Below are 26,125 nucleotides of genomic sequence, written 5' to 3'. Positions count from 1 at the left end.
GTTAAATTTTATTTAGGATTTTTAAATACTTGAATAATTCTGAGGCAAACTCAGTATACTTTTCTGCCTGGCTGCTTATCATAAAACTATTAAAGCGGTTATCTATGCTCGAAAAACCAACTTTAAACTTTGCTTTAGATTTTAGCGTAGCCAGTAATAGCGGTGCTTTTTCTACGTCATAGTAGCTAATAAGCATATCAAATGGCGTATTGATAAAGGCCGCTACATCTTCTTTTGTAAATTCACCCGATGCCGATATATCTTTTCGTGTGTAATGACAGCAATCTACTATCTCTTTAGATTTGATCTTTTCTTTAAAGCTAAGGGTTTGTATGTTTTCCCTTTTAATTCCGTTAGCCTCAAAATCTTTAATAAGCAGCTCTTTATCAAAAAAGTAGCTCTCATCTATAAGGATACCAACAGTTGCCACGACATCAGGTTGAGCAACCGGTTTATATCCCGGTAAACTTTTCTTAATAATCTTTTTAAGGCCAAAATCTTTAATAAACTTCAAAAACATAGTATTTTTACTTGTCGATTACAAAAATAATTCAAATAAAGGTCTTCGCAATGATAATAATAAAAAAGTATAACACAAGCGTCTGGCGGTTTGTTTTATTTTTAACAATACTTCAATTTAGTGCGTGTGGTACAACAGGATTTTATAACAACAAAATTGAAGCCAGAAAAACAACCATCGACGCATCGCTACTACATACAGCAGCTTTAGAAAATTACATTGCCCCTTATCGTGATTCAATTGACAAAGACCTGGAGTCCGTAATTTCCTACGCTCCCGAAACCTTCGATAAAAGCAAAGGTAAGTGGGATACCACTATAGGCAACCTTCTTGCTAACGCAACTTTGGATATAACTGACAAACGCTTTATTTTAAGTAACAAACTTCACGTAGATGCCTGCCTGCTTAACCACGGCGGGATACGATCTATAATCCCAAAAGGGCCGGTTACCACACGGACTGCCTTTGAAGTTATGCCATTTGAAAACAGCCTGAAAGTCGTGGCGCTTAAAGGAACTCAGATACGCGAAATGGCCAATTACATAGCCCAGGGTAAAAAGCCGCATCCAATTGCCGGAATTACCATAACCCTTGATGCTAACGGAATGGTAAAAACTATTACCGTTATGGGCAAACCTGTTGAAAACGACCATACCTATTATATAAGCACTATAGATTACCTTATTGGTGGCGGCGACAACATGACATTTTTTGCTACCAATGAAGGCGTATATGACCTTGACTACAAGTTGCGCGACTTATATATTGATTATTTTAAAGCAACCGATACACTTCCGGTAATAACCACTCAGCACGTTATAACAGAATAATATGAAAAGAAGGGATTTTATACAAAAAACAGCTGCAGGATCGGCATTGGTATTAGGCGGACTGTCACTTAGCAGCTTTGCAGAACCTACGGTAAAGAAAATAACTATTCTGCATACTAACGACGTGCACAGCCATATAGACCCTTTTCCTGTGGACGACCCTAAATACCCTAATATGGGCGGGGCTGCACGAAGGGCAACATTAATACAGGAACTTCGCAAGCAGAACCCTAACACTTTATTACTGGATGCCGGGGATATCTTTCAGGGTACACCCTACTTTAATTATTACGGTGGTGAACTGGAGTTTAAGCTAATGAGCATGATGCAGTATGACCTTGCCACCTTAGGAAACCACGATTTCGATAACGGACTGGCGGGCTTCAAAAAGCAATTACCTCACGGAACTTTCGATTTTGTTTCAGCCAATTACGATTTTAAGAATACTATACTCGACGGACTGGTTAAGCCTTACAAGATCTTTGTAAAAGATGGCATTAAAATAGGCGTATTTGGATTGGGAATAGAATTGCATGGACTTGTAGAACAGAAAAACTACCTGGAAACCGTTTATAACGATCCGCTTGCGGTAGCACAGGATATGGCACGCACCCTTCGCCATAATGAGAAATGCGATTTGGTGATATGCCTTTCTCACCTCGGCTTTTTATACACTAATGATCCTTCTAAAATATGCGACCTTACACTGGCACGCAACACTAAGAACATAGACCTTATTATTGGCGGGCACACCCATACTTTCTTAAACAAACCCTACATCGAGAAAAATACCGAAGGCAAAGAAGTACTCGTAAACCAGGTAGGCTGTTACGGACTTAACCTGGGACAGATCAATTTTTATTTTGAACAGGGAAGAATGTCTTCTAAAGGGAAGACGATTGTGGTATAAACTAAGAAACAGATAGCTTTTTAGTATTACGACGATTTAGTAGTGATATGACATATAATATTATTAGCGTAACTATTAAATATACACTACTGAAAAGAATAACACGAAATACGTCAAACTACTGTATTCAGAAATACTTGAAAACAACTGGCTTCCAAAAACAGGATGAAACAATACAAATGCAAAAAAGTACACCATCATTAAAAGTGCTAAAGAAACCACGATTTTTAGTCTGGGCAATAGCCATATTTTTCTGCTACTAAATATCATTACAAATGGCATTATAAAAGCAGTAAGAAAAAAATATTCATTACAGGGTCAAATATCTCTGGAAATTCAGAATAACCAAGACTAAATATATAGATACCTACCGCCTCTAGCAAACCCACAAAGTAAAAAAAGGCTAACCTCTTCCACGGATAGTATTCCTTTTTAACTAAAAACTCTTCTTCTTTTATCAGGTCCTCCATAAGTGCTATTGAAATATTTTTTTTTAATTCTGAAGCTTATTTTTCACTACTCCCGACACAACAGATACAACCAAAAAGCACACACCAAGCTGTATTATAAAAAACAGTATACTAACTAACAACTGTTGCCATAAATCTAAGAACACATACATTGTAGGCCGAAAGGCTATCTTGGCTATGTTTACAATAAGGTTGGTTATCGTAAAGGATAACATTAGCCAGACGATAGCGATTATCTTAATTCTTCTCTCTAACAGAAAGTTTTTAGTATTCGATGTAAACATCCATACAACGGTTACAGCCGGAAGAAGCAGGTACACTAAAAACATAAGGATTCCACTAACAGATAGTATAAACGACACACATAACTGAACTACGGCAATCTGTGCTATTGCAAAAAGATAAAACCGCCTGAACAAAGGCCAGGGGTTATACTGGCTTGCAGAAAAATCTTTTTCATTTAAGAGGTCGTTCATAAATTCGGCTATTGATATAGCGAAAATAGTATTTATTTTAAGATTTACCTCAACTGAACTATCGTTGTTACTGTGATTGAATCTTCGTTAATAAAGTGTATTTCAGGTGCAACCGGATCGGGCACAATGCAATCTACTTTTGATGTTACCAACAAGGTTTCCTCATCGGCTTTACAGGCTGCAAGGAAAAACAGGGACAGGATTAAAACAAGGTGTTTCATAATAGTATATAAATAAACACATCCTGACTGATGAAGCGCAGGCAGGATGTGTTAGAATCAACAACTAAAACTTATTGTTTAAGCACAGCTATTTTTTCGATCTTAATATCATCAGCTTTAGACCCGTTGAATTTTAGTATCGAGATATTAAACACCGGTTTGCCCATTGCATCTGTATCAAGAGCTTCATTAGTAATATCGAAGCTAAAGTCTTTTGTCATTTTTTTCGCTGCTTTATGTCCTGCATGCGTATGGTTGGCACCAAAGAAATTCATGCGTCCTGCAAAATGCTTGCTCTCGGGAGTAGCTTTTACATTAGAAGGTAGATTTAAATACACTTCAAAGTTTCCTTTTGGCGCTTTGGTGAATGACACGGTTATATCCAGTATCAGCATCTCTCCTGTTTTATTCTTAGCACCAAGAAGCTTAACATTCTTGCCTTTGGTATTAGCTAGCGAAATTTTGGTATCCTTATTAAGCCCTACTTTTTGCGAAGAAACAGAAAGCGTATCCCCTTTTTCATAATTCTGTGTACTAAACACAACCCTCTGATTTTGGGGAAGATTTTTCGGCTGCACTTTTGTATCATCAAAATCATAATCCATTTTATAAAGCATAGCCACAACCTGCTCTATAGTGTAGGTCACTTTTTTGCCATTCTCGTCGAAAAAAGTATAATCCCACGGTGCTTTTTTAAGCTCGTCTATAAGAACCTGCTGTCCGTTTGCTGAATTCGTCCACTGTTGCCAGATCCTGTCGATATTAGAGTGGTGCAGCCAAAAGATAGGGTCGAAAGCAGCGGTAGGCACTTCCGCCATCATACCATCTGTTTTTTGCTGCCATATCTCATTATATTTTAGCTTCCCTAAAGTATCATTACCAAAGCCGATGTAATCGTGCATAAGTCCGTGTGGTGCCTCATTGATGTTTTTATTATACAACGCATACGTTGTATACTCGTTAAGTTTACTTAGGTCTAGCCCACGTACAGCATCACCGCTGATTGGCAGTCCGTTTAAAAGGCTGTCAACACGTGCAAACTGGTAAAGGTTCGATTTTTTATCCCTGAAAGGCGATGGCAAAGTTCGCTGGTTAATAGAATCCTGCTCGTTAGTATACCCCCAGTACGGAAGCGCGAATTCATTATCTCCCGAAAGCTTACGTACAATTTTTTCGAAGTGGTAAATGTACATTCTGTGCCATACCAGAAAGTGAATACCTTCGCCCTTACCTAAGTGCGTACAATTATCCCACGCGGTTTTTAGGTTTTTTGAAGTTTGATAGGAATCACAAAGTTTGTTTTTACCGGCAATGCTGTCCGGAATCCAGTGTATAGCACCCTGGTAGTACCAGCTTAACGGATCGTCACATCCTTTAGATTTCATGATACCGATAGCCTTATCAAGGGCTTCAAGGTCTTTTTTAGCTTCAGGCGAATGGGCATTCTTCCTGACATACCTGTGGGTAACATCCTGTGTTGACTCGAGCGGAGTCTCTTCATTTTCTTTTTTGCATCCTGTAAAAAGGACAAGGAGCACAAAAAGGGAATACATAATTTTTTTCATAATACTCTTGATTGGTTGGTACGGCTAAAGTAGACTGCACCAACAACCTGTGTAAGAGTATTTTTACCTGTTTTTAACAAGCGACGATTTAAACATATTCATTATTAACTGATAGACAACACGTAACAAATTTACAGTTTGCTTTTTCCTGCTTTATATCGGGCGATAGGCAAAACTATACTACTAAATATCACAAAATATGAAAAACCACAGGCCAATGGCATGTATACATCATATTCTGTTACCGGATAATCCTTATAATATGAATAAATTGCCATACTTAAATAAAGACCAAGCGTGTAGGTAACTCCCAAACAGGATAACGCTAAAAATAATGTTTTTAATGGAAGAACAACCATTTTTTTGTTAAAGAAAACCATAAAAAAGCTAATAACAAAGGAAATAGAAGATTTAAAATTGTCCATACCCTATAAAAATAAATCGCATATTCATTAGTTGAAAATGCCTCAGTACTTGTCAAAAATATAACAAATGACGAAACCTGAACAATTGCAATAACACAGCTCAACAAAATGCTTTTCCAGGGACTGAATTTCTTTATTTGTTTAAAGTCGTCTTCGTGTATGAGGTTTGGCATGGGGTAAAGTGAAATATGTTTATAACACAATATCGAAATTAGTTATTATTTTGATACACACCATCTGCTATCAAACAATTAGCCGTATCTTCTTTGACTTTATAAAAATATAGGAGAACCTCATGGTAGTGACGGTTACAATTCAGCATTTTTTCGCCAATCTCTCTATGAATTTTAGACTTTCAATCCCTTGGCACAGTTTTATAAATAAGTATTTTTCAAACCTCCCGCAAACATTAACTTTCCCAAAATCCCATTTCCAAAAAAAACCTTATTTTAGCGTATCTAAATAATTGCAATGATATCTGAAACCCAATTTCAGCACGAACTCCAACTTATTATAGCGAATGCCATCCGTGAAGATGTAGGCGCAGGCGATTACAGTTCACTGGCCTGCATACCGACTTCGGCAACAGGTCGCGCCAAGCTTCTTGTAAAAGATAATGGCATACTTGCAGGTGTTGCTTTCGCTCAACAGGTGTTCGCCCATGTTGACCCAAACCTTACTATTGAAGTTTTTATACAAGATGGTACTCCCGTTAAATATGGCGATGTAGCTTTTCATGTTTCGGGAAGTTCGCAGAGCATCCTTAAAGCCGAAAGGCTGGTACTTAATGCCATGCAGCGTATGAGTGCTATTGCAACCAAAACTGCCAGCTACGTAAAACTACTGGAAGGCACAGGCACCAAAGTACTCGACACACGTAAGACTACTCCGGGAATACGCGCTATTGAAAAATGGGCGGTAAAGATTGGCGGCGGCGAAAACCACCGTTTTGCATTATACGATATGATTATGCTTAAAGACAATCATATCGACTTTGCAGGAGGCATTACCCCTGCTATTCAAAAAACGCAGGAATATCTTAAAGCCAACAACCTTGACCTTAAGATAATCGTTGAGGCCCGTGACCTGGAAGAGGTTCGCGAAATAATTGCCAATCCGGGTATTCACCGCATACTGCTTGATAATTTTGATTACGAGCAAACCCGCGAAGCTGTTGCCCTTATTGGCGACTACTGCCAAACGGAATCATCGGGCGGCATTAACGAAGAGACAATGCGCCATTATGCCGAGTGCGGTGTAGATTACATCTCGTCGGGCGCGCTTACGCATTCTATCTATAACATGGACCTTAGCCTAAAAGCATTTTAATGTCTATAGAACTGGAACATAAACTGGAGCGCATCCCTGTTATAAAATACGCGGTGCGTTTTGGTAAAAGCATTAAGCTTCCGTATTCGGAAGGGCTTACCCTATATCACCTTATGGAACTGTACATTACAGGTATCATTAAAGGCGATTTGTCGTACCGTGCCGGAGCCATTGCATTCAGTTTCTTTATGTCTCTTTTTCCCTTTGCTCTTTTTCTGCTTAACCTTATTCCGTTTATCCCATTAGAGGGTTTCCAGGACGATTTTATGCAGTTTGTGGAGGAGAACGTTCCGCCAAACACGTTCAGTGCTATTGAAGGCATCCTGAAAGATATCCTGAGCAATAGCCAGGGCGGATTGCTTTCTTTTGGTATCCTCTTGGCCATTCTCCTTATGAGTAATGGTATCAACGCATTGCTGAGCGGTTTCCAGAATAGTTTGCACATCACAATAAAACGCACGTATTTCCGGCAGTATGCTTTGGCGATAGGGCTTTCGCTGGTATTCACAACAGTACTTATATTTACCGTTGCAACCATTGTAACACTGGAGGTTATCATTCATAGCCTAACCAGCCGCGGTTTCCTAACCGATGATGTGTACCTGTTGAAATTAGGCCGCTATGCCGTACTTATAGCCATGGTACTTATCATAACGTCGCTTATGTTCAAATTCGCCGCAAAAGAGACAAAGGCTTCGGCTTTCTTTAGCTACGGGTCAATTTTAAGCACAGTACTGTTTGGTTTAACATCGTACGGATTTGGTATTTACGTTGTTAGGTTTGCAAAGTATAATCAGCTTTACGGATCTATTGGCACGCTACTTGTATTAATGCTATATATATGGATAAACTGCTTTATTTTATTACTCGGTTTCGAATTAAATGCGCTTATTCATAAATTAAAGAGAAAAAATTTATATATTTAATCAAACCTAAAAGCATTATTTATGAAAAAAGCAATTTTCACATTTTTATTAGTTGCCGTGGCGGGCATTTTTTCTGCGAATGCGCAGAGTGTAACAGGCAAATGGAAAACCATTGACGACGAAACAGGTCAGCCTAAATCTATCGTAGAGATTTACGAGCAAAACGGAAAAATTTATGGTAAAGTGGTTGAGATTCTTAACCCTGCCAAAAAAGATGCTAAATGCACCAAATGCAAAGGCGCAGATAAAGACAAGCCTATCGATGGACTTGTTATCCTTAAAGGGCTTAAAAAAGATGGTAAAGAATGGACTGATGGCGATATCCTTGATCCAAATAAAGGTAAACTATACAGCTGTACCATTAAACTTGACGGCGCTGATAAACTAAGCGTTAGAGGATACGTTGGTATCTCTATGTTAGGCCGTAGCCAAACGTGGCACAGGGTTAAATAACAGTTTCAGATTAAAAATCTAAAAGAACAACAAACAAACTATATACCGAAACACCTCTCAATAACGGGAGGTGTTTTTTTATGCCTCAACCGCAAACCCTATCCTTTGGAGAGGGCTGGGGTTTGGATTATCCATAAGTAAGAATTTCAAACAGCCCCCTAACTCCTCTCAAGAGGGGAACTCCACTCCTACCGACAACCAACAACCGCGAGCTAAAACTGTGAACTGTCTACTGTGAACTGTAAACTATATGCATTATATTTGTATTTCAAATCCTGTATATGCCTTTTTTCATAGAAGTTGTATTGCCATTAGCCCTGCCGAAACCTTTTACTTATGCTGTTAACGAGGCAGAATTTGCCTTTTTACAAACAGGTATGCGTGTTGCAGTTCCTTTTGGTCGTAACAAAATATACACAGGACTGGTACTCAGCAAACACCAGACACCACCGCAGCTTTACGAAGCAAAAGACATTCACCAGATATTAGATGACTTTCCGTTGGTGACCCAGGCTCAGCTTGACCATTGGCAGTGGATCGCCGGCTACTATATGTGCAATATTGGCGAGGTGTATAAATCGGCCATGCCAAGCGGATTTTTACTGGAAAGCGAAACGATTATTTCCTCCCGCCCCGGCTTTGATGCGCAAGACGAAATCCTTTCTGATGATGAGTACCTTATTTATGAGGCGTTACAAAGACAGTCGGCACTTAAAGTTCAGGAAGTAATTTCAATACTGAACAAAAAAACAATACTTCCGGTTATCAATAAACTTATTGCTAAAAATGCGATATCATTACAGGAAGAAGTAAACGAAAAATACAAGCCTAAAACCACTCGTTACATACGCCTCCAGGCAGAGTTTACGCAGCAGGAACAGCTAAGCGGATTGATGGAAGTACTCTCCCGCGCTCAAAAGCAGCGTGAGGCTGTGATGTTATTTTTCCAGCTTCAGGCGACTGATAAAAAACCTGTCACCGTAAAAAAACTAATGGAGGCCGGTGCCACAGCAGCCGTTATAAAATCGCTGATCGATAAAGATATCTTCGAGGAATATTATATTAAAGAAGACCGCATTCAGTTTGAAGGGTCAGATTCCGCAGGATTTGGACTGAGTCCGAAACAGCTACAGGCCTTTGAAGAAATAAAAACAAGCTTTACCCAGAAAGAGGTGACATTGCTTCACGGCATTACTTCCAGCGGTAAAACTGAGATCTATATAAAGTTAATTGAAGAATATATAGCGACAGGGAAACAGGTATTATACTTATTACCCGAGATTGCACTTACCACTCAGCTGGTAGTAAGGCTTACTGCCTATTTCGGAAATGATGTAGCGGTATTCCATTCTAAGTATTCCAATAACGAACGCATAGAAACCTGGCAGCACGTACTGGCAGGTTCAGAAAAAGCAAAGGTTGTAATAGGCGCTCGTTCTGCCCTGTTTTTACCTTTTCAGGATCTTGGCCTTATTATAATAGACGAAGAACACGAGCAGACCTTTAAACAACAGGACCCTGCACCACGCTACCATGCGCGTGATGCCGCTATTGTTCTGGCGAATACCCATAAAGCAAAAGTATTATTAGGATCTGCCACCCCGGGAATTGAAACCTACTACAATGCCACCCATGGTAAATATGGGTATGTGTCGCTACGGGAACGTTTTGGGAATGTAACACCACCCGAAATTATACTGATAGACCTTAAAGATAAATACAAACGCAAACGCATGACCGGTCATTTTAGTGACGAGATGATCGATGCGATTGCAGAAAATTTATCGGAAGGCAAACAGGTTATACTGTTTCAAAACCGCCGCGGCTTTTCGCCCTGGGTTGAATGTATGACATGTGGGCATGTTCCGCAGTGTCCTCAGTGCGATGTAAGCCTTACGTATTATAAATATAAGAACTCGCTTCGGTGTCATTACTGCGGTTACAATATAGCTAACCCAACCCATTGCCATAAGTGTCACTCTACCGATCTTAACACTAAGGGCTTCGGGACCGAACAGATAGAACTGGAACTTAAATCGCTTTTCCCTGATAAGAATTCATGGCGAATGGACCAGGACACCACACGTGGTAAACATGGTTATGAGAAAATAATCGATGCATTTAAAAACAGGGAAATTGATATACTTGTAGGCACACAGATGCTGGCAAAAGGACTCCATTTTGACAATGTAGGCATGGTGGGTATTCTTAATGCTGATAACATGCTGTATCAACCCGATTTCCGTGCCTTTGAACGTGCTTATCAGATGATGGTTCAGGTGGCGGGCCGTGCAGGCCGTAAAGACATTCAGGGAAAAGTATATATTCAAACGTATAATCCGCTGCATAATGTTATCCGCCAGGTAACAGAGAATGATTACGAAGGCATGTATAAAGAGCAATTGTACGAGAGGCACAACTTTAAGTACCCTCCTTTTTACAGGCTGATACGTATTACATTAAAACACAAGGATTACGAGAAACTGAAAGACGGTTCGTTATGGTTATATAATGTATTGTCTCAAAATTTAGGTATACCTGTTTTAGGTCCCGAAGAACCGGGAATAAACAGGATAAGAAATGAGTACATACGTACTATTATGATAAAAATTCCGACTGGCGTAGCTCTAGGGGGCACCAAGAAAGCCATTGAGAAAATATTGAGTAGTTTTGATGCTGTACCGCAATACAGGCCGATACGTGTTACAGCAAATGTAGATCCGTATTAATAAAAAATTATTTATTAAGGGCGTTCGCCAGATCTTCTTTCTTGTTTCGGCTAAGCGGAATCTTTGTATTGCCAATCTCGGCAAACTTACTGTTAAAGCGCTCTACCTTATCGATATTAATGATAAACGATTTATGAACCCTTAGGAATTTATCTCCCGGTAGTTCGTTTTCGAAAGATTTCATTGTAGACAATACAAGATGTGTTTCATCTTCGGTATTGATCTTGATATAATCGCCGAACGCCTCAACCCACTTAATTTTAGAGATAAAAATCTTGAAGTTTTTCAGGTTACTCTTAATAAAGATGAATTCGCCATCGTCATCAGGAACTTCCTTTTTTCGTTGGCTTGATTCAATAGCTTTTTCAACCGCCTTATTAAAACGGTCTTTACTAATAGGTTTGTGCAGGTAATCAACGGCGGCATAGTCAAACGCCTTTAAGGCATAGTCGGATTTAGACGATACAAAGATAATCTGCGGCCTGGTTTTAAGCCCATCGAGTAAGTCGAAACCACTCTGTACAGGCATTTCAATATCAAGGAACAATAAATCTACATTCTTATTAAGGATGCAGTTTCGTGTTTCAGAGGCATTGGAGAAATCACCAACAAGGGTAAGATCTGTGTGCTCATTGACCAGTTTCGCAATGGTTATTCTATGTATTGTGCTGTCATCGACAACAACACAGTTAAGTTTCATCAGCAGCTCTTAAGTTAATAATGTTTAGTAAAATCTTTTTAGTATTCGGTTGGATGAATACAAATATAAATAAAAAAACGGTTTTTTAACAGTTTAAAATTCAAATTTACGTGTTGCACATTAAATATAAATCACTATTTTTGCACCCAATTTTATAACATATAAATATATTTATTATGAATCACTATGAAACTGTTTTCATCTTGAATCCCGTTTTATCTGAAACCCAGGTAAAGGAAACAGTAAGTAAGTTTGAAGATTTTCTTACTTCCAGAGGAGCCAAGTTTGTAGCAAAAGAGGATTGGGGCTTAAAAAAATTAGCTTACGAGATCCAGAACAAAAAAAGCGGATTTTACACGCTTTTCCAATTTGAAGCTCCGGCTGAGGTATTAATCGGATTTGAAACTGAATTCCGTCGTGACGAAAGAGTTATGCGTTTCTTAACTGTAAGCCTTGACAAACACGCAATATCTTGGGCAGAAAGAAGAAGAGAAAAACTTAAAGCAGCTAAAGCAAACTAATTATGTCAACAATAGAACAGTCAGCTAAAGGAAAAAAAGACGGGGATATCAGATATCTTACGCCTTTAAATATAGAGACGAACAAGACTAAAAAGTATTGCCGTTTCAAAAAATCAGGTATCAAATATGTAGATTACAAAGATCCTGATTTCTTATTGAAATTTGTTAACGAGCAAGGTAAGATCCTTCCTCGTCGTTTAACAGGTACATCACTTAAATACCAAAGAAAAGTATCTGTAGCTGTAAAAAGGGCACGTCATTTAGCATTAATGCCATATGTGGCTGATTTATTAAAATAAAAAGGAGTCAAGATTATGGAACTTATACTTAAACAAGACGTTCAGAACTTAGGATTTAAAGACGATGTTGTAACTGTAAAAGCAGGATACGGCCGTAACTACCTAATTCCACAAGGATTTGCTCATATGGCAACTCCAACAGCTAAAAAAGTACTAGCTGAGAACCTAAAACAACGTGCTTTTAAAGAGCAAAAAGTAGTTAACGATGCTAAAGCAACTGCTGAAGCTCTTAAAGCTATCGAAATAAAAATTACTGCTAAAGCAGGTGGCGAAAAACTATTTGGTTCTGTAACCAATGCTGATATCGCTGAAGTTTTAGAGAAAAACGGACAGGCTATCGACAAAAAATTCATCACTAGCGGAATCGTTAAGCGTACTGGAAAGTACACTGCTAACGTAAGGCTACACCGTGACGTTATTGTTGAGCTTCCGTACGAAATCGTTGCTGAGCAAGAAAAATAATTCTCAGAATTATATACAAAAAAGCCTTCCAAATGGAAGGCTTTTTTTCATTTCTTAATCTTCCACATCCCACACCACAACCCCGGAATACTCAATACGTAAACGCGGCATAGCATATCCCTCTGCTTTTATTTCATTTATCTTTCCCTTAAGCTGAAGTGTTTTCCCTTCCATCTTACTCATAAAATCTTCTTGAATTGCTGCAGGATCAGACATATCAAAATATTCAAAAAAATAGATCGAGGTTTTATCCCTGTTCGAAAAACACTTACTCCATTTTTTTTCATCCTCATTATAGCTGAAAAAATTAAACATGCCACCCATCCTGAATGTTCGCGGCGGCGTTATTATGTTTTTCCCTTTCAGGTCTTTTACTTTTTTCATCGCCTGGTCTTTATCGATATTTGTATCACCAAGCTGGCCTCCTACCCCCGACAAGTACATATAACGTACAATTGCAGCTTCGTTACCATTCTCGTTTTCTTTAGTAAACTTTTTAAGGTAGCCCGAAGTGATCTTTTCGACTTCGCCCCAGTCTTCTTTTTCGAGATACGGGAATAATGTTTCCCAATCTGCATCCGTGAGGACCGGCGGCATATTCTGACTAAACACATTTGTAGCGCACACCATGAATAACATAATGAAGCCGGATAACTGTTTCATAATAAAACTGAATTTTGCGCCTATATTACAAAATAATCTATTGCAAAATCTATAAAAAATAGCGCCGGGAAAAAAATTACGAACCTACAGTTTTTAATACCTTTGCAGCTTTGAAACTTTGCAACTAATAACATGAAATACGCAAGACTAACTAAAGAACAACTGGAAGAACTACACCCGGAATTTGTTCGTTTCCTGGCATCGCAATCTATCGATAAAGCCGAATGGGATACCCTGAAAGAGGAAAAACCCGAAGTCGCAGAACAGGAAATTGATGTGTTCTCTGACCTTATATGGGATAACGTACTGGAAAAAGCCGAGTGGCTGGAGCATTACTCTAAAAATCATATTTTCCTTTTTAAACTGGACAAAACCGGAATGGAAAGCATTGTGATACACGCACACAACTCGCACGCCGACTTTTTAACGGAAGGCGGACTGCAATGGCTTAACGAGAATATTTTCTCTGACGATGTGCACCTTACGAGGGGCAAAAAAGATTTCGGCGAAGACCGAAGCCTTGAAATTTTTAACCTTATTGAACAGGGTGCTATATTGAGTGATGGTGTTTTATACCAGCAGCTCGAAGATATGTTTTAGAAAGTGACTGAGTTACTTATTGGCTTAGTAGATGAGTTTTTTGCTTCCATAATATTTGTAGAGACGTTGCATTGCAACGTCTTTTTATTTACAATACATTATTCTGAAGTCGTTGCAATGCAACGTCTCTATCAAAAATCATCTAATTTTTATTACGCGCAATCTTTAGAGAGTAACAAAATCTTAATCATCTTAAATCCTCATCAGCTAAGTACCTAAGCTACTCAGTAACTATTCCTAAAAAACATTTCTCAATTTTTAAAAGTTGGTTAAATTAGCAGTGCAAACAAAAACTATTCAATGGACACCCTTCAAACTATTCAGGCACTGCGTGAAGAGCTTAACCAGCACAATTACAGCTACTATGTACTTGACAACCCTACAATATCTGATTTTGATTTTGACATCAAACTGAAAGAATTGCAGGCACTCGAAGCAAAACACCCTGAATATTTTGATGAAGAGTCGCCCACCCAGCGTGTAGGCGGAGCCATTACTAAGAATTTCAACACGATTGTGCATGAAAGGCGTATGTATTCACTAGACAACGGCTATTCTAAAGAAGAACTTTTAGAATGGGAAAAGCGTTTACATAAAGGTTTGGGTACTGCCGATGTTGAATTTGTTTGCGAACTTAAATATGATGGTGCTTCCATCAGCATATCATACGAAAACGGAAAGCTTACCAAAGCCGTTACCCGCGGAGATGGTTTTCAGGGTGACGATGTAACTACCAATATAAAAACCATTCGCGCCGTTCCGTTAAAGCTTAAAGGCGATTATCCCGAAAAATTTGATATTCGCGGCGAGATCATCCTTCCATTCGAAGGCTTCGCCAAAATGAATCAGGAATTAATAGAAATTGGCGAAACTCCATATTCTAATCCACGTAATACAGCCTCAGGATCACTTAAGCTTCAGAACAGCGGCGAAGTAGCCAAGCGTCCGTTAGATTGTTTACTTTATTTCATTGTGGGTAACAACCTGAATTTTAAAACCCAGTTTGAAGGCCTTGAAAAAGCACGTGAATGGGGTTTTAAGGTTCCGAAGCAATCTAAACTCGCCAAAAATATGGACGAGGTTTTTGCTTTTATCGATCATTGGGATTTGCATCGTCATGACCTGCCATATGAAACTGACGGTGTAGTTATAAAAGTAAACGACCTTCACCAGCAGGATGAATTAGGCTATACGGCTAAATCGCCACGCTGGGCTATTGCCTATAAATTTAAAGCAGAACGTATAGCGACACGTTTAAATTCGATATCCTATCAGGTGGGCAGAACAGGTGCAATAACGCCGGTTGCCAATCTTGAACCGGTACAGCTTGCCGGAACTATTGTTAAACGTGCTTCCCTGCACAATGCCGACCAGATTGAAAAACTGGATGTTCGCGTAGGTGATGAAGTATTTGTTGAAAAAGGCGGTGAGATTATCCCTAAGATTATTTCGGTTGACTTTACAAAACGTCCGGCAGATTCTATGCCTACAATTTATATTGACAAATGCCCGGAATGCTTTACCGAACTGGAACGTAAGGAAGGTGAAGCGCAACATTACTGTCCGAATTTCTACGGCTGTCCGCCACAGATCATTGGGCGTACGCAGCACTATATTTCGCGTAAAGCAATGGATATTGAAGGTTTGGGAGGCGAAACTGTTGCCCTGCTTTATAATGCCGACCTTGTGCATAATTATGCCGACCTGTATGAACTTAAAAAAGAACAGGTTTTACCACTGGAGCGTATGGCTGAAAAATCGGCCGATAACCTAATCAATGGTATAGAGAAATCCAAACAGGTTCCGTTTGAGCGTGTTCTGTATGCCCTTGGTATTCGATACGTTGGCGAAACCGTAGCTAAAAAACTTGCAAAACACTATAAAACCATTGACAATCTGGCGAATGCCTCGTTAATGGACCTGATCCTTGTGGAAGAGATTGGAGAACGCATAGCACAAAGCGTTATCGGTTTCTTTGAAAATGAGGAAAACAGAAAAATAGTTGATCGACTAAAATCATATGGTGTTCAGCTGGAAAGCTCAGCAGAAAGCAATACAAGCGTAAGCGAAAAACTTGCCGGCAAAACCTTTGTAGTATCGGGCGTGTTTGAGAAATTCTCCCGTGACGACCTTAAAAAAGCTATTGAAGACAATGGCGGTAAAGTGGGCAGCTCTATATCATCTAAAACACATTACGTTGTAGCCGGTGATAATATGGGGCCTGCCAAACTGGAAAAAGCGAATCAGCTGGGAGTTGTTATTATCAGCGAAGACGACTTTATACAACTTATAAACCAGTAATCATGAAAGCCATCTTAGTTATTGCGGTTATGGCTTTTGCCGTGTCCTGCCAGGAAGTTTCTGACAAATCGAGAGAGCAGCCTCCCGTAAAACAAGAAGTTTTACAGCTTACTCCTCAAAATGATTTTTCGGGGACCTATAATGTTCTTAACGATAGCACAACCACAGAAACCTGTGACTTTTCTATTATCCTGAAACAAAAAGCTACAGGTTACAGCTATGAACTGATTACCGATAAACGTGATTTAAAAGGCAACGCGAGCTTTCAGCAGGAAGAAGAAGGTGCATTACTAACTCTTGAAGGCATTACCTGGGATGAATATGAAGGTGACATAAGCAATGAGGAAACAACCGACACAGAACAGGAATTACCAGTAGGTGTTGCGATAATGGTAAAAAATGATACCATCCATATTCAGAATAGTGGAAACGTTATGAATAGCTACACTGTATTTACCGAATGCGGTAAAAAGTATATTGTCTTAGCCAAACAAAAAAGGGTTAAGTAACCATAGCCAATTCTATTAAATGCTTTTTAACTCCATACAGTTTGCTTTTTTTCTTCCGATAGTATTTTTACTGTACTGGTGGATAGGCCCAAAAAACATACGTACACAAAACGTGTTGCTGCTTGCGGCAAGCTATTTTTTTTACGCGTGTTGGGACTGGCGTTTTCTTTTCTTACTGCTCTTCTCTACCCTTCTGGATTATTATACCGGATTAAAAATGGAGAATACCCAAAACCAAAAGGCACGTAAATTCTGGTTTTGGTTAAGCATCACTGCCAATTTGGGGTTTCTTGGCGTATTTAAATATTATAATTTCTTTGCCGAGTCTTTTGCACAGGCATTATCGGGAGTTGGTTTTACAGTGCATCCTACAACGTTAGCCATTATCCTTCCGGTAGGAATATCATTTTATACTTTTCACGGCTTATCTTATGTTATCGATATCTACAAGAACCGGATATCGGCAGAGAAGAATTTTATTGATTACGGCCTGTTCGTGAGTTTCTTTCCGCTATTAGTCGCTGGCCCTATAGAACGTGCCACCCACCTGTTGCCGCAAGTAAAACGTGAACGCGTTTTTAATCTTGACAATATGAAAGATGGCCTGCGCCAGATATTGTGGGGACTATTTAAAAAAATTGTTATTGCCGATCAGTGTGCACATTACGCCAACGAGATATTCAATAATTCGGAAAACCTCAACGGAAGCAGCCTTGTTTTTGGCGCTTTGTTTTTCACCTTCCAGATGTACGGTGACTTTTCAGGATATTCAGACATTGCACTGGGAACCGCAAGGCTTTTCGGTATTGACCTGCTTCGTAATTTTGCTTACCCTTATTTTTCAAGAGACATTGCAGAGTTTTATCGCAGATGGCATATTTCGCTTTCCAGCTGGTTCAGGGATTATGTTTACATACCCCTTGGAGGGAGCAGGACAACGAAGTTTAAACAGATAAGGAATATATTCATCATCTTTATACTTAGCGGGTTCTGGCATGGTGCCAACTGGACGTTTATTGCATGGGGTACCTTAAATGCTATTTATTTCCTGCCATTGTTATTAACGAACAGGCACCGTAACAATCTTGAAATTGTTGCCAAAGGAAAATTGCTCCCATCATTCAGGGAAGTTACAGGTATAGTAATTACGTTCGGGCTAACGGCATTTTCACGTATATTTTTCAGGTCAGAAAACATAACCCATGCTTTTAGCTATATAGGCACACTGTTTTCACGGAGTCTGTTTTATGCTCCCGATTTTGAAGAAAAGAAAAAGGGATTGGTTTTAATAGCTGTAACGCTTCTTTTCCTTTTTATAGAATGGCTGGGGCGTGAGGAAAAATACGCTATAAAATGTTTCGGGCTTACATGGAAACGTCCTGTACGGTGGGCATTTTATTATATCCTGATTGCTGCAATAGTTATGTATGCCGGTAAAGAACAGCAATTTATTTATTTCCAGTTTTAGATATGAAAAAGTTATTCATCCTTCTGCTTAAGTTTTTTACACCACTACTTATGGTGTTGATGATCTATGCATGGGTGGATCCATTTAAGGTGATATGGTACTACGATAATTTTTATGAACAGAGCAGCACCTTAAGCCCTCCGTTAGATAAAGATTACGTAAGCACAACTAACTACGATAACCGATATAAAGATGAGCATTACGACTCGTTTATTTTTGGCAATTCGCGATCCATTTTTTATGAAACAGCAATATGGAAGAAATACCTGCCTGCCAATAGTAAGCCCTATCATTTTGATGCTTCTGCAGAGACCATGTACGGCATTTATAAAAAGGTACAGTATATAGACCGTAAAAATGAAAAGATGAACAATGTGCTGCTGGTATTAGATCATTTAATACTGGAAAGGGACAAAAGCCTCGACGGGCATCTTTTTGCCATATCGCCACAGCTTACGGGTTACAACAACATCGCCAACTTTCACCTGCAATTCTTAAGGGCTACGCTTTCATATGAGTTTTTACCAATCTACATTGAACACAAAGTAACAGGGAAACTTGAACCTTATATGACGGAAACGGCATTGCGTCCGATAACTTATCAATACGATAAATATACCAATGAGATGCGTCACATAGCTGATGAAAAGAGAATTGCCGATGGCACTTTCTATACGCCCTATGTTATGAAAGTTTTCCATAAAAGGGAAGCTATACAAAAATATTCGCCTGTTGTCATCAAGAAGAACCAGAAAGAAATGCTTTCAGAAATTGCCAGGATATTTAAGAAGCAGGGTACAAAATATAAGATTATAATCAATCCTCTTTACGATCAGCAAAAGCTAAACGTTGCCGACCTCGCCTACCTGAAGAAGCTATTTGGAAGTGAAACTGTATTTGATTTCTCAGGCATAAACAGTATTACGGAAGATTACAGAAACTATTACGAAAATTCGCATTACAGGCCGCATGTCGCCACAGCTATAATGTCTGAAATTTATAGTAAATAAGTTTTCTTATTTTTGCGCTTATATTCACAGCCAATTCCATGAACATTAAACTTCTTGCCATAGGCAAAACCGACAATAAAGCACTTCAGCAGCTTATAGACGATTATACCAAGCGACTGTCTTTTTACGTAAAATTTGACCTGGAGATTATTCCCGACATCAAAAACGTAAAGAACCTTAGTGAGGCACAGCAAAAGGAAAAAGAAGGCGAGTTGATATTATCTAAGCTATCCCCTACCGATCAGTTAATCTTACTGGATGAAAACGGCAAGAATTTTAGTAGCGTAGGATTTTCGGAAGAATTGCAGAAGAAAATGAATTCGGGTATTAAAACACTGGTATTTGTTATAGGCGGTCCCTATGGCTTTAGCCAGGAAGTGTATAGCAAAGCACAGGGCAAGATATCTTTGTCGTTAATGACATTCTCCCACCAAATGGTGCGTTTGTTCTTTATAGAGCAGGTATACAGGGCATTCACCATATTGAGGAATGAACCGTACCATCATCAGTAGGTCTGGCTATTTGTGGATTTTGTTATTCGATCATTAGTACATATAATATAGCGCTATTTAGCCCGTCCTTTATCTACATATCGGGCAGATGTTTTGTGATCGATTGAATTCACTATCATAACATAATGATCAACATAATAGGAAGTTGAGATAAGTAATGCTTTGGGCTTACCATCAAAATAAATAGTATCGTTTTCTACATATAGTCCTTTATTCTTATCCTTCGAAAAAGTTATAAAATCGCCAATCAAATTATTAGTATCGGCTTTCCACTGCCTGCCCGATGCAATTTCTGAATTTGACTGCCGGCAACCCGCAAAAAGTAGGGCTATAATTAAAACGGCTATAGCTTTCATAATTCCTAATTTGTAATTCCTAACTGATTATAAATCTTTACGGTTTCAACTGCCTCCTTAACATCATGCACCCTTAGTAATGTAGCACCTTTACTCAATGCCAGTGTATTGAGAACTGTAGTTCCGTTAAGGGCTTCCTGAGGTGTTGTTCCTAGCAGCTTATAGATCATAGACTTTCGCGACATTCCCGCCAGTATTGGCAATCCAGTCATCTGAAACAATTCCATCTTATTAAGCACCTCATAATTCTGAGCTAAGGTTTTTGCAAACCCAAATCCGGGATCTACAATAATGTCGTCAATGGCAAAATGGCGTGCTGCATCTATCCTCTCTCCAAAATATTGCAGCATCTCCTGAACTATATCATCATACTGCGTCAGATTTACCATGGTTTGCGGTGTACCGCGCATGTGCATCATAATATAAGGTACTTTAAGCTTCCCTACGGTTTCCAGCATTTTATCGTCCAGCATTCCTGCGGCAATATCATTTACAATGGCTGCGCCGCTTTCTACCGCTGCCTTGGCAATGGCAGCACGAAAAGTATCTACCGAAATTAAGGTATCCGGAAAGTGTTTCAGCACCAGTTCTACCACGGGCACCATGCGTGCAACCTCTTCTTCTTCCGAAACAAAATCAGCATTAGGTTTAGAGGAATACGCACCGATATCTATAAAATCGGCACCATCGGAAAGAAGCTTTTCGGCCTGTTTTAAAAAATCGCTTTCGTTTTTATAACTGCCTCCGTCAAAAAAAGAATCGGGGGTGCAATTTAATATTCCCATTATTCTGGGTACCGACAAATCTACAAGTGTGCCTTTGCAGTTGATGAACATAACCTCTAATTTTAAATCGCCCTTGCCTTTGGGGGGCTTTTTTATTACATTTGAAAAAATTTCACACACAAAGATACTACTTAAATGAGTAATACTTCTCAGGAATATGATGGCGTCATTGCCATTTGCAGGCAGCTTTACATCAACAAAATGAAAGATTACGGAAGTGCATGGCGCATACTCAGGCTACCATCGCTTACCGACCAGATATTTATAAAGGCACAGCGCATACGCAGCCTTCAGGAAAATGAAGTACGTAAGATCGACGAAGATGAAACCGGTGAGTTTATAGGTATCATTAACTACTCTATAATGGCATTAATACAGCTTGAAAAAGGTGTAGCCGACCAGCCCGACCTTGATGTTGAGGAAGCTACACGCCTGTATGATGAAAAGCTACACCTTACTAAAACCCTTATGGAAGCCAAAAACCACGATTATGGAGAGGCATGGAGGGATATGCGTGTAAGCTCACTGACGGACCTGATATTACAAAAACTGCTTCGCGTGAAGCAAATTGAAGATAACAAAGGTAAAACACTTGTGTCTGAAGGCATTGATGCCAATTACCAGGATATGATAAACTATGCTGTGTTTGCGTTAATCTTAAGTAAATTCGGTCAATAACAACTCATTAACAAATAGAGACGGCTTAAGCTTTATTTTTGAGAAAAACTTTTACCAGATGAATAATTCTAAAAAATATATTCCAATAGCAATACAGGTTGTTGTTGCCTTTTTATTCCTTATTTCGGCGGTAGCCAAAATGTATCCGTCGCCCTATTTTGCAATCTCTACTTTTGAGGTAAAGTCACTTTACCCAATGGGATTCTCTGAAGGACTGGCATCCTATTTTTCAAGAACGCTTATCGGAATTGAGTTTGCACTTGGGTTACTTATACTACAGCGTCATTTTTTAAGGCGTTTTGTAATTCCTGCAACAATACTGCTTTTAGTTGTTTTTATTATCCACCTAACGATTGACACTATAACCAACGGTAACGCAGGAAATTGCGGATGCTTCGGCAGCCTTTTACCTATGACTCCTGTTGAAGCTATCATTAAAAATATAGTTGCAGTTGGATTATTGGTTTGGCTATACAGATTACTGCCTGCCGGATCTGATAAAAACAATTTCTGGGTAGTTACTACCGTTACACTGGCATCTATACTAATGGTATATATGGTAGCTCCTATTCAGCCAAGACAACACGAACCTGTTGCTGCCGAACCGGAAGCGATACCTTCCGGAACTACAGATTTCACCAATACTGTTACTGCAGATTCTACTGCGACCGCTCCTGCTGTTGAAGTACCAGCACAAACTACAGAGGCTGCTGCAACTGCTGCTCCGGCTACAGAAGCAAAACCAACTGCAGATGAACCTAAAGCTGTAAAATCGATCTACTCGCAATATTTCGCTAATGCCGATAAAGGCAAAAAAATTATAGGATTATTTGCTCCGGGTTGCGACCATTGCCGTGAAACAGCAAAAGAGCTTACAGCAATGAAAGCTAAAAATAAAGATTTCCCTGAGCTTGAAATTATCTTTATGGATGAGGAAGCCGACCTGATTCCTGACTTCTTTAAGTTTGCAGGTACACAGTATCCATACAAGGTGATTGATATTATTACATTCTGGAAAGTGCTTGGTAACAGCAACGATACTCCCGGTGTGGTTTATCTATGGAACGGTAACAAGATCAAAGAATGGGATGGTATCAATGAAAAGAAATTTGTTGGATCTGAACTGATGAAACTTTACAAAAAGCCGTATTCTGAAGTGAAGAAGTGATAAATTCGATTTGAAGATTTGTCAGGTTCATCTTCAAATTTTCAAAATTAAACAATCATTAAATAGTACAAGTAGTTTGATAAAATACTTTTTATACAAAACAGGATATGCGCTGCTTACACTTTTTGGTGTAATCACTGTCATATTCTTTTTGTTTACGGTACTACCCGGTGATCCTGCGCGTATGATGCTCGACCAGAATGAAAACTCAGAGCAACTGGCACTTATCAAGAAAAAGTATGGTTTCGATCAGCCTGTGTCCACACAATACCTGTATTACCTCAACGACTTATCTCCCATATCCTTTCACAGCACTACAGAAGGTGATTATACTTATTTAGCTGAAGGAAAATACAACGCTGCCAAACTGTTTACGGTTGGTGGAACGAGTATTGTACTTAAAAAACCTTACCTGCGTGAAAGCTTCCAGAAAAGCGGTAAAAAAGTTACTCATGTTATAGGCGATACACTGCCAAATACTATCGTTCTGGCATTCTTTGCTATAATTATTGCCATAGTTATTGGTATTATATTCGGGGTTATATCGGCCTTATATAAAGACACCTGGATAGACAGAACAATTGCCTTGGTAAGTACACTGGGAATGAGCCTTCCCTCCTTTTTTGCGGCTATCTTGTTTGCATGGCTGTTTGGATTTGTATTGCACAAATATACACACCTCGATATGACAGGCAGCCTTTACGAAGTAGACGACTTCGGTGAAGGATCGTACATTAAATGGAAAAACATTATACTGCCCGCTATAGTGCTGGGCATACGTCCGCTTGGAGTGGTAATACAGCTTATGAGAAACTCATTACTTGAGGTTTTAAGTCAGGACTACATACGCACCGCAAGAGCAAAAGGACTAAGCGAGATTCGCATAATCCGCAAGCATGCGCTAAAAAATTCACTAAACCCAGTTGTTACTGCCATATCGGGGTGGTTTGCATCGATGCTTGCCGGAGCAGTATTTGTAGAATACATCTTTGGCTGGAACGGCCTTGGTAAAGAAGTTGTTGAAGCACTGAACACGCTCGACCTTCCTGTGATAATGGGATCGGTACTGGTTATTGCTACTACCTTTGTTATCATAAACATTTTGGTAGATCTTATTTATGCCTACTTAGATCCGAGGATACGACTATCGTAAACGAAAACGATGTAATCGATTTTAACGATAATTGCATCACAAATATTTCATATTGGTCAGGTATTTGTTGCTATGGTTATCGTAAATTTGTTACTTTATAATTTCGAAAAATGAAAAAATTACTTCTGTTACCTATACTCCTGCTTAGCGTCATATCTTGCACACAAGCCCAGGAAACTACTTTTACCAAAGCAGCACTCGATTCTAAAATGACAACCCTTGACGGAAAGGAAGTTGCTTTTAAAGATATCCTTGCCAAATACAAAGGCAAAACTGTTGTAATAGATGTTTGGGCATCATGGTGCCCCGATTGTATTAAAGGTATGCCGAAAGTGCATGCGCTTCAAAAACAATTCCCAAATGCGTCTTATGTATTCCTGTCGTATGACAGGGTAGATGACAAATGGAAAGAAGGAATTGAAAAATATGAGGTTAAAGGAGACAACTACCACGTAGGCAAAAGCATGAAAGAGGGCGACTTTGCAAAAGACATTAAACTGGACTGGATTCCGCGTTATATGGTGGTAGACAAAAAAGGAAACATTGCACTATTTAAAGCCATTGAGGCGGATGATGCAAAACTTATAGCTATTCTAAAAAAACTTAAATAATGAGAAAACAAATCGTTGCAGGAAACTGGAAGATGAACAACGACAGCGCTCAGACTGAAGCGCTTTTGGCTGAACTAATTGAGAAAAAACAAAACGGCGGACTTGCTAAAGTTGTAGTAGCTCCTACTTTTGTTAACCTTCAGGCTGCTGTAAACCAAACTAACGGTACAGGTATTATTGTTGCTGCACAAAACATGCATCAGGCAGAGAGCGGCGCTTTTACAGGCGAAATATCTGTAGGCATGCTTAAAGGCATCAATGTAAATACAGTTATCCTTGGACACTCTGAAAGAAGAGCCTACTTTGGCGAAACAAATGCTTTACTGGCTGCAAAAGTAGATACAGCACTTAAACACGGACTTACTGTTATTTTCTGTTTCGGTGAAGAGCTTGCAGACAGACAGTCGGGCACTCATTTTAACCTGGTTGAATCGCAGCTTACACAAGGTCTTTTCCACATCAGCGAAAGCGACTGGAGCAATATCGTTCTTGCTTATGAGCCGGTTTGGGCTATTGGTACAGGCGAAACTGCTTCTCCGGAGCAGGCACAGGAAATGCATGCTTTCATCCGTAACCTTATCAGGACTAACGTAAGCGAAGCTGTTGCTGAAAATACGTCGATCCTTTACGGCGGAAGCGTTAAGCCGGACAACGCACGCGAAATTTTCGGTAAAGCCGATGTTGACGGTGGACTTATTGGTGGTGCTGCTCTTAAAGCAGATGACTTCCTTGCTATTGTAAACGCTATCTAATTTTCGATACGACATACTATAAAAAAACGCGGTAAGAGATTACCGCGTTTTTGTTATATGGATTTTGGAAACTAATAACGAATTACTTCGCTTCTTTAAGCACCATATCTATGGTTATTGCGCCTGCTAATATAATTAGCTTATTCTTTTTATCAGCATAATCTTCATTGATCACTACGTTGTATTTATCTGCTGTAGTAAATACTTCTTTCATAGCGCCAGCCCACTTTTTAGAGATAGTACCAATCTGGTTTTCTTTACTGTCACTTATTTTAAAGTTCCATGCTGCCCAGTCACCGCTTATACTGCCTACAAGAATTCCGGCATTATCGTATATTTTGAATGATGGCTTAAACAGTTTAAACTTTTGTGCTATTGTTCCTAATGCCTGTCCGTTAGCATCGCTGATTACGATTTTAGACATCCAGAATGTCCATCCTCTAGAAACAGATGCCTGCACCCTGCCGTCAATATTTGTAATTTCTAATAGAAAAGGCAGCATTCCTTTGTTTAATAGTAGTCTAAGAAATTTTTGTCCGGTGGTAAGCTTTTGTTTGATCGCACCAATATGCTGGCCTTTACCATCATAAAGCTGGTACATATTTTCAAACTTTAAAAAGTTTACTTTCTCGTCGATAAAATAACTGTTAGATTCAAAAAAATCAGAACTCATAATTGTAATTTATCCCTACTCATAAGGCTTTTCGGGTATACGCCCCGTTT

Annotated in this window: 30 protein-coding genes; 20 read left to right on the top strand and 10 right to left on the bottom strand. The window is 39.2% G+C overall.

Annotated elements, in window-relative coordinates:
- Position 1 precedes the first annotated feature (1 nt).
- Entirely contained in the window at positions 2-520 is a 519-nt protein-coding gene (locus ALW18_16855) for a hypothetical protein (protein AOE54026.1), read from the bottom strand.
- Positions 521-570: 50 nt separating this feature from the next.
- Between ALW18_16855 and ALW18_16850 the strand changes: the two genes are divergently transcribed.
- Both ALW18_16850 and ALW18_16845 read left to right on the top strand, forming a co-directional pair.
- Positions 571-1,350 (top strand): 5'-nucleotidase, encoded by a 780-nt coding sequence (locus tag ALW18_16850; GenBank protein AOE54025.1) that lies wholly within the window; start codon positions 571-573, stop codon positions 1,348-1,350.
- 1 nt (position 1,351) lies between these two features.
- Positions 1,352-2,260: a 5'-nucleotidase gene (locus ALW18_16845; GenBank protein ID AOE54024.1), complete on the top strand. Its 909-nt coding sequence runs from the start codon at positions 1,352-1,354 to the stop codon at positions 2,258-2,260.
- Between the two features lie 281 nt (positions 2,261-2,541).
- Here ALW18_16845 and ALW18_16840 read toward each other — a convergent pair whose 3' ends face one another.
- The 4 genes from ALW18_16840 to ALW18_16825 form a co-directional block, all read right to left on the bottom strand.
- Positions 2,542-2,730, bottom strand: coding sequence for a hypothetical protein (locus ALW18_16840; protein AOE54023.1), 189 nt, complete (start codon positions 2,728-2,730; stop codon positions 2,542-2,544).
- A gap of 23 nt (positions 2,731-2,753) precedes the next feature.
- Positions 2,754-3,206, bottom strand: coding sequence for a hypothetical protein (locus ALW18_16835; protein ID AOE54022.1), 453 nt, complete (start codon positions 3,204-3,206; stop codon positions 2,754-2,756).
- Between the two features lie 292 nt (positions 3,207-3,498).
- Positions 3,499-4,992: a hypothetical protein gene (locus ALW18_16830; GenBank protein AOE54021.1), complete on the bottom strand. Its 1,494-nt coding sequence runs from the start codon at positions 4,990-4,992 to the stop codon at positions 3,499-3,501.
- A 131-nt stretch (positions 4,993-5,123) separates the two neighbouring features.
- Positions 5,124-5,417 carry a hypothetical protein gene (locus tag ALW18_16825; protein AOE54020.1) on the bottom strand — a complete coding sequence of 98 codons (294 nt, stop codon included), beginning with the start codon at positions 5,415-5,417 and terminating at the stop codon, positions 5,124-5,126.
- Positions 5,418-5,888: 471 nt separating this feature from the next.
- Here ALW18_16825 and ALW18_16820 point away from each other — a divergent pair, with 471 nt between their 5' ends.
- The 4 genes from ALW18_16820 to ALW18_16805 all read left to right on the top strand — a co-directional run bounded on the left by ALW18_16820 (position 5,889) and on the right by ALW18_16805 (position 10,854).
- Positions 5,889-6,746: a nicotinate-nucleotide pyrophosphorylase gene (locus ALW18_16820; protein AOE54019.1), complete on the top strand. Its 858-nt coding sequence runs from the start codon at positions 5,889-5,891 to the stop codon at positions 6,744-6,746.
- Positions 6,746-7,672: a ribonuclease BN gene (locus tag ALW18_16815; protein ID AOE54018.1), complete on the top strand. Its 927-nt coding sequence runs from the start codon at positions 6,746-6,748 to the stop codon at positions 7,670-7,672. Before ALW18_16820 ends, ALW18_16815 begins: the two co-directional genes overlap by 1 nt.
- Before the next feature lie 21 nt (positions 7,673-7,693).
- Positions 7,694-8,125, top strand: coding sequence for a hypothetical protein (locus tag ALW18_16810; protein ID AOE54017.1), 432 nt, complete (start codon positions 7,694-7,696; stop codon positions 8,123-8,125).
- Positions 8,126-8,406: 281 nt separating this feature from the next.
- Positions 8,407-10,854 carry a primosomal protein N' gene (locus ALW18_16805; GenBank protein AOE54016.1) on the top strand — a complete coding sequence of 816 codons (2,448 nt, stop codon included), beginning with the start codon at positions 8,407-8,409 and terminating at the stop codon, positions 10,852-10,854.
- Positions 10,855-10,861: 7 nt separating this feature from the next.
- On the opposite strand, the gene ALW18_16800 is transcribed toward ALW18_16805, so the two are convergent.
- Positions 10,862-11,554, bottom strand: coding sequence for a transcriptional regulator (locus ALW18_16800; GenBank protein ID AOE54015.1), 693 nt, complete (start codon positions 11,552-11,554; stop codon positions 10,862-10,864).
- A gap of 176 nt (positions 11,555-11,730) precedes the next feature.
- Between ALW18_16800 and ALW18_16795 the strand changes: the two genes are divergently transcribed.
- The 3 genes from ALW18_16795 to ALW18_16785 are packed head-to-tail and all read left to right on the top strand — an operon-like array spanning position 11,731 to position 12,836.
- Positions 11,731-12,075, top strand: coding sequence for a 30S ribosomal protein S6 (locus ALW18_16795; GenBank protein AOE54014.1), 345 nt, complete (start codon positions 11,731-11,733; stop codon positions 12,073-12,075).
- A gap of 2 nt (positions 12,076-12,077) precedes the next feature.
- Positions 12,078-12,374, top strand: a complete 297-nt coding sequence (locus ALW18_16790) for a 30S ribosomal protein S18 (protein AOE54013.1) — start codon at positions 12,078-12,080, stop codon at positions 12,372-12,374.
- Positions 12,375-12,389: 15 nt separating this feature from the next.
- On the top strand, positions 12,390-12,836 hold the full coding sequence (locus ALW18_16785) for a 50S ribosomal protein L9 (protein ID AOE54012.1): 447 nt from the start codon (positions 12,390-12,392) through the stop codon (positions 12,834-12,836).
- 54 nt (positions 12,837-12,890) lie between these two features.
- On the opposite strand, the gene ALW18_16780 is transcribed toward ALW18_16785, so the two are convergent.
- Positions 12,891-13,499, bottom strand: a complete 609-nt coding sequence (locus ALW18_16780; GenBank protein ID AOE54011.1) for a hypothetical protein — start codon at positions 13,497-13,499, stop codon at positions 12,891-12,893.
- Between the two features lie 132 nt (positions 13,500-13,631).
- Here ALW18_16780 and ALW18_16775 point away from each other — a divergent pair, with 132 nt between their 5' ends.
- The 6 genes from ALW18_16775 to ALW18_16750 all read left to right on the top strand — a co-directional run bounded on the left by ALW18_16775 (position 13,632) and on the right by ALW18_16750 (position 19,899).
- Positions 13,632-14,099: a histidyl-tRNA synthetase gene (locus tag ALW18_16775; protein ID AOE54010.1), complete on the top strand. Its 468-nt coding sequence runs from the start codon at positions 13,632-13,634 to the stop codon at positions 14,097-14,099.
- 300 nt (positions 14,100-14,399) lie between these two features.
- Complete coding sequence (locus ALW18_16770; GenBank protein ID AOE54009.1) at positions 14,400-16,400, top strand: DNA ligase; 2,001 nt, start codon at positions 14,400-14,402, stop codon at positions 16,398-16,400.
- 29 nt (positions 16,401-16,429) lie between these two features.
- Positions 16,430-16,909, top strand: a complete 480-nt coding sequence (locus tag ALW18_16765; protein AOE54461.1) for a hypothetical protein — start codon at positions 16,430-16,432, stop codon at positions 16,907-16,909.
- A gap of 19 nt (positions 16,910-16,928) precedes the next feature.
- A complete protein-coding gene (locus tag ALW18_16760; protein ID AOE54008.1) occupies positions 16,929-18,377 on the top strand; it encodes an acyltransferase in 1,449 nt (482 codons plus the stop codon).
- A gap of 2 nt (positions 18,378-18,379) precedes the next feature.
- Positions 18,380-19,387 carry a hypothetical protein gene (locus tag ALW18_16755; GenBank protein AOE54007.1) on the top strand — a complete coding sequence of 336 codons (1,008 nt, stop codon included), beginning with the start codon at positions 18,380-18,382 and terminating at the stop codon, positions 19,385-19,387.
- 38 nt (positions 19,388-19,425) lie between these two features.
- Positions 19,426-19,899, top strand: a complete 474-nt coding sequence (locus tag ALW18_16750; protein ID AOE54006.1) for a 50S rRNA methyltransferase — start codon at positions 19,426-19,428, stop codon at positions 19,897-19,899.
- A gap of 53 nt (positions 19,900-19,952) precedes the next feature.
- Here ALW18_16750 and ALW18_16745 read toward each other — a convergent pair whose 3' ends face one another.
- Positions 19,953-20,255, bottom strand: a complete 303-nt coding sequence (locus ALW18_16745) for a hypothetical protein (protein ID AOE54005.1) — start codon at positions 20,253-20,255, stop codon at positions 19,953-19,955.
- 5 nt (positions 20,256-20,260) lie between these two features.
- Positions 20,261-21,091, bottom strand: coding sequence for a dihydropteroate synthase (locus ALW18_16740; protein AOE54004.1), 831 nt, complete (start codon positions 21,089-21,091; stop codon positions 20,261-20,263).
- A gap of 84 nt (positions 21,092-21,175) precedes the next feature.
- On the opposite strand from ALW18_16740, the gene ALW18_16735 reads away from it, so the two are divergent.
- From ALW18_16735 to ALW18_16715, 5 genes are all read left to right on the top strand, one after another.
- Positions 21,176-21,718, top strand: a complete 543-nt coding sequence (locus tag ALW18_16735; GenBank protein AOE54003.1) for a hypothetical protein — start codon at positions 21,176-21,178, stop codon at positions 21,716-21,718.
- Positions 21,719-21,776: 58 nt separating this feature from the next.
- Complete coding sequence (locus ALW18_16730) at positions 21,777-22,886, top strand: protein tlpB (protein ID AOE54002.1); 1,110 nt, start codon at positions 21,777-21,779, stop codon at positions 22,884-22,886.
- A gap of 76 nt (positions 22,887-22,962) precedes the next feature.
- Positions 22,963-24,039 (top strand): ABC transporter permease, encoded by a 1,077-nt coding sequence (locus ALW18_16725; protein AOE54001.1) that lies wholly within the window; start codon positions 22,963-22,965, stop codon positions 24,037-24,039.
- Positions 24,040-24,149: 110 nt separating this feature from the next.
- A complete protein-coding gene (locus ALW18_16720) occupies positions 24,150-24,650 on the top strand; it encodes a hypothetical protein (GenBank protein AOE54000.1) in 501 nt (166 codons plus the stop codon).
- Positions 24,650-25,402, top strand: coding sequence for a triosephosphate isomerase (locus ALW18_16715; protein ID AOE53999.1), 753 nt, complete (start codon positions 24,650-24,652; stop codon positions 25,400-25,402). The genes ALW18_16720 and ALW18_16715 overlap by 1 nt, the downstream gene beginning before the upstream one ends.
- Before the next feature lie 82 nt (positions 25,403-25,484).
- On the opposite strand, the gene ALW18_16710 is transcribed toward ALW18_16715, so the two are convergent.
- Complete coding sequence (locus ALW18_16710; protein ID AOE53998.1) at positions 25,485-26,075, bottom strand: scramblase; 591 nt, start codon at positions 26,073-26,075, stop codon at positions 25,485-25,487.
- Positions 26,076-26,125 lie beyond the last annotated feature (50 nt).

It is taken from the genome of Flavobacterium psychrophilum, from assembly GCA_001708385.1.
Classification (GTDB): Bacteria; Bacteroidota; Bacteroidia; order Flavobacteriales; family Flavobacteriaceae; genus Flavobacterium; species Flavobacterium psychrophilum_A.
This window is presented reverse-complemented; position numbering and strand designations above follow the sequence as displayed.

Coding starts and splice junctions, on each gene's coding strand:
- ALW18_16710 (AOE53998.1), bottom strand. CDS start 26,075: ATGAGTTCTGATTTTTTTGAATCTAACAGTTATTTTATCGACGAGAAA.
- ALW18_16755 (AOE54007.1), top strand. CDS start 18,380: ATGAAAAAGTTATTCATCCTTCTGCTTAAGTTTTTTACACCACTACTT.
- ALW18_16765 (AOE54461.1), top strand. CDS start 16,430: ATGGCTTTTGCCGTGTCCTGCCAGGAAGTTTCTGACAAATCGAGAGAG.
- ALW18_16815 (AOE54018.1), top strand. CDS start 6,746: ATGTCTATAGAACTGGAACATAAACTGGAGCGCATCCCTGTTATAAAA.
- ALW18_16835 (AOE54022.1), bottom strand. CDS start 3,206: ATGAACGACCTCTTAAATGAAAAAGATTTTTCTGCAAGCCAGTATAAC.
- ALW18_16855 (AOE54026.1), bottom strand. CDS start 520: ATGTTTTTGAAGTTTATTAAAGATTTTGGCCTTAAAAAGATTATTAAG.
- ALW18_16750 (AOE54006.1), top strand. CDS start 19,426: ATGAACATTAAACTTCTTGCCATAGGCAAAACCGACAATAAAGCACTT.
- ALW18_16735 (AOE54003.1), top strand. CDS start 21,176: ATGAGTAATACTTCTCAGGAATATGATGGCGTCATTGCCATTTGCAGG.
- ALW18_16810 (AOE54017.1), top strand. CDS start 7,694: ATGAAAAAAGCAATTTTCACATTTTTATTAGTTGCCGTGGCGGGCATT.
- ALW18_16840 (AOE54023.1), bottom strand. CDS start 2,730: ATGGAGGACCTGATAAAAGAAGAAGAGTTTTTAGTTAAAAAGGAATAC.
- ALW18_16825 (AOE54020.1), bottom strand. CDS start 5,417: ATGGACAATTTTAAATCTTCTATTTCCTTTGTTATTAGCTTTTTTATG.
- ALW18_16775 (AOE54010.1), top strand. CDS start 13,632: ATGAAATACGCAAGACTAACTAAAGAACAACTGGAAGAACTACACCCG.
- ALW18_16720 (AOE54000.1), top strand. CDS start 24,150: ATGAAAAAATTACTTCTGTTACCTATACTCCTGCTTAGCGTCATATCT.
- ALW18_16800 (AOE54015.1), bottom strand. CDS start 11,554: ATGAAACTTAACTGTGTTGTTGTCGATGACAGCACAATACATAGAATA.
- ALW18_16730 (AOE54002.1), top strand. CDS start 21,777: ATGAATAATTCTAAAAAATATATTCCAATAGCAATACAGGTTGTTGTT.
- ALW18_16740 (AOE54004.1), bottom strand. CDS start 21,091: ATGTTCATCAACTGCAAAGGCACACTTGTAGATTTGTCGGTACCCAGA.
- ALW18_16770 (AOE54009.1), top strand. CDS start 14,400: ATGGACACCCTTCAAACTATTCAGGCACTGCGTGAAGAGCTTAACCAG.
- ALW18_16745 (AOE54005.1), bottom strand. CDS start 20,255: ATGAAAGCTATAGCCGTTTTAATTATAGCCCTACTTTTTGCGGGTTGC.
- ALW18_16785 (AOE54012.1), top strand. CDS start 12,390: ATGGAACTTATACTTAAACAAGACGTTCAGAACTTAGGATTTAAAGAC.
- ALW18_16830 (AOE54021.1), bottom strand. CDS start 4,992: ATGAAAAAAATTATGTATTCCCTTTTTGTGCTCCTTGTCCTTTTTACA.
- ALW18_16760 (AOE54008.1), top strand. CDS start 16,929: ATGCTTTTTAACTCCATACAGTTTGCTTTTTTTCTTCCGATAGTATTT.
- ALW18_16790 (AOE54013.1), top strand. CDS start 12,078: ATGTCAACAATAGAACAGTCAGCTAAAGGAAAAAAAGACGGGGATATC.
- ALW18_16805 (AOE54016.1), top strand. CDS start 8,407: ATGCCTTTTTTCATAGAAGTTGTATTGCCATTAGCCCTGCCGAAACCT.
- ALW18_16820 (AOE54019.1), top strand. CDS start 5,889: ATGATATCTGAAACCCAATTTCAGCACGAACTCCAACTTATTATAGCG.
- ALW18_16795 (AOE54014.1), top strand. CDS start 11,731: ATGAATCACTATGAAACTGTTTTCATCTTGAATCCCGTTTTATCTGAA.
- ALW18_16715 (AOE53999.1), top strand. CDS start 24,650: ATGAGAAAACAAATCGTTGCAGGAAACTGGAAGATGAACAACGACAGC.
- ALW18_16850 (AOE54025.1), top strand. CDS start 571: ATGATAATAATAAAAAAGTATAACACAAGCGTCTGGCGGTTTGTTTTA.
- ALW18_16845 (AOE54024.1), top strand. CDS start 1,352: ATGAAAAGAAGGGATTTTATACAAAAAACAGCTGCAGGATCGGCATTG.
- ALW18_16780 (AOE54011.1), bottom strand. CDS start 13,499: ATGAAACAGTTATCCGGCTTCATTATGTTATTCATGGTGTGCGCTACA.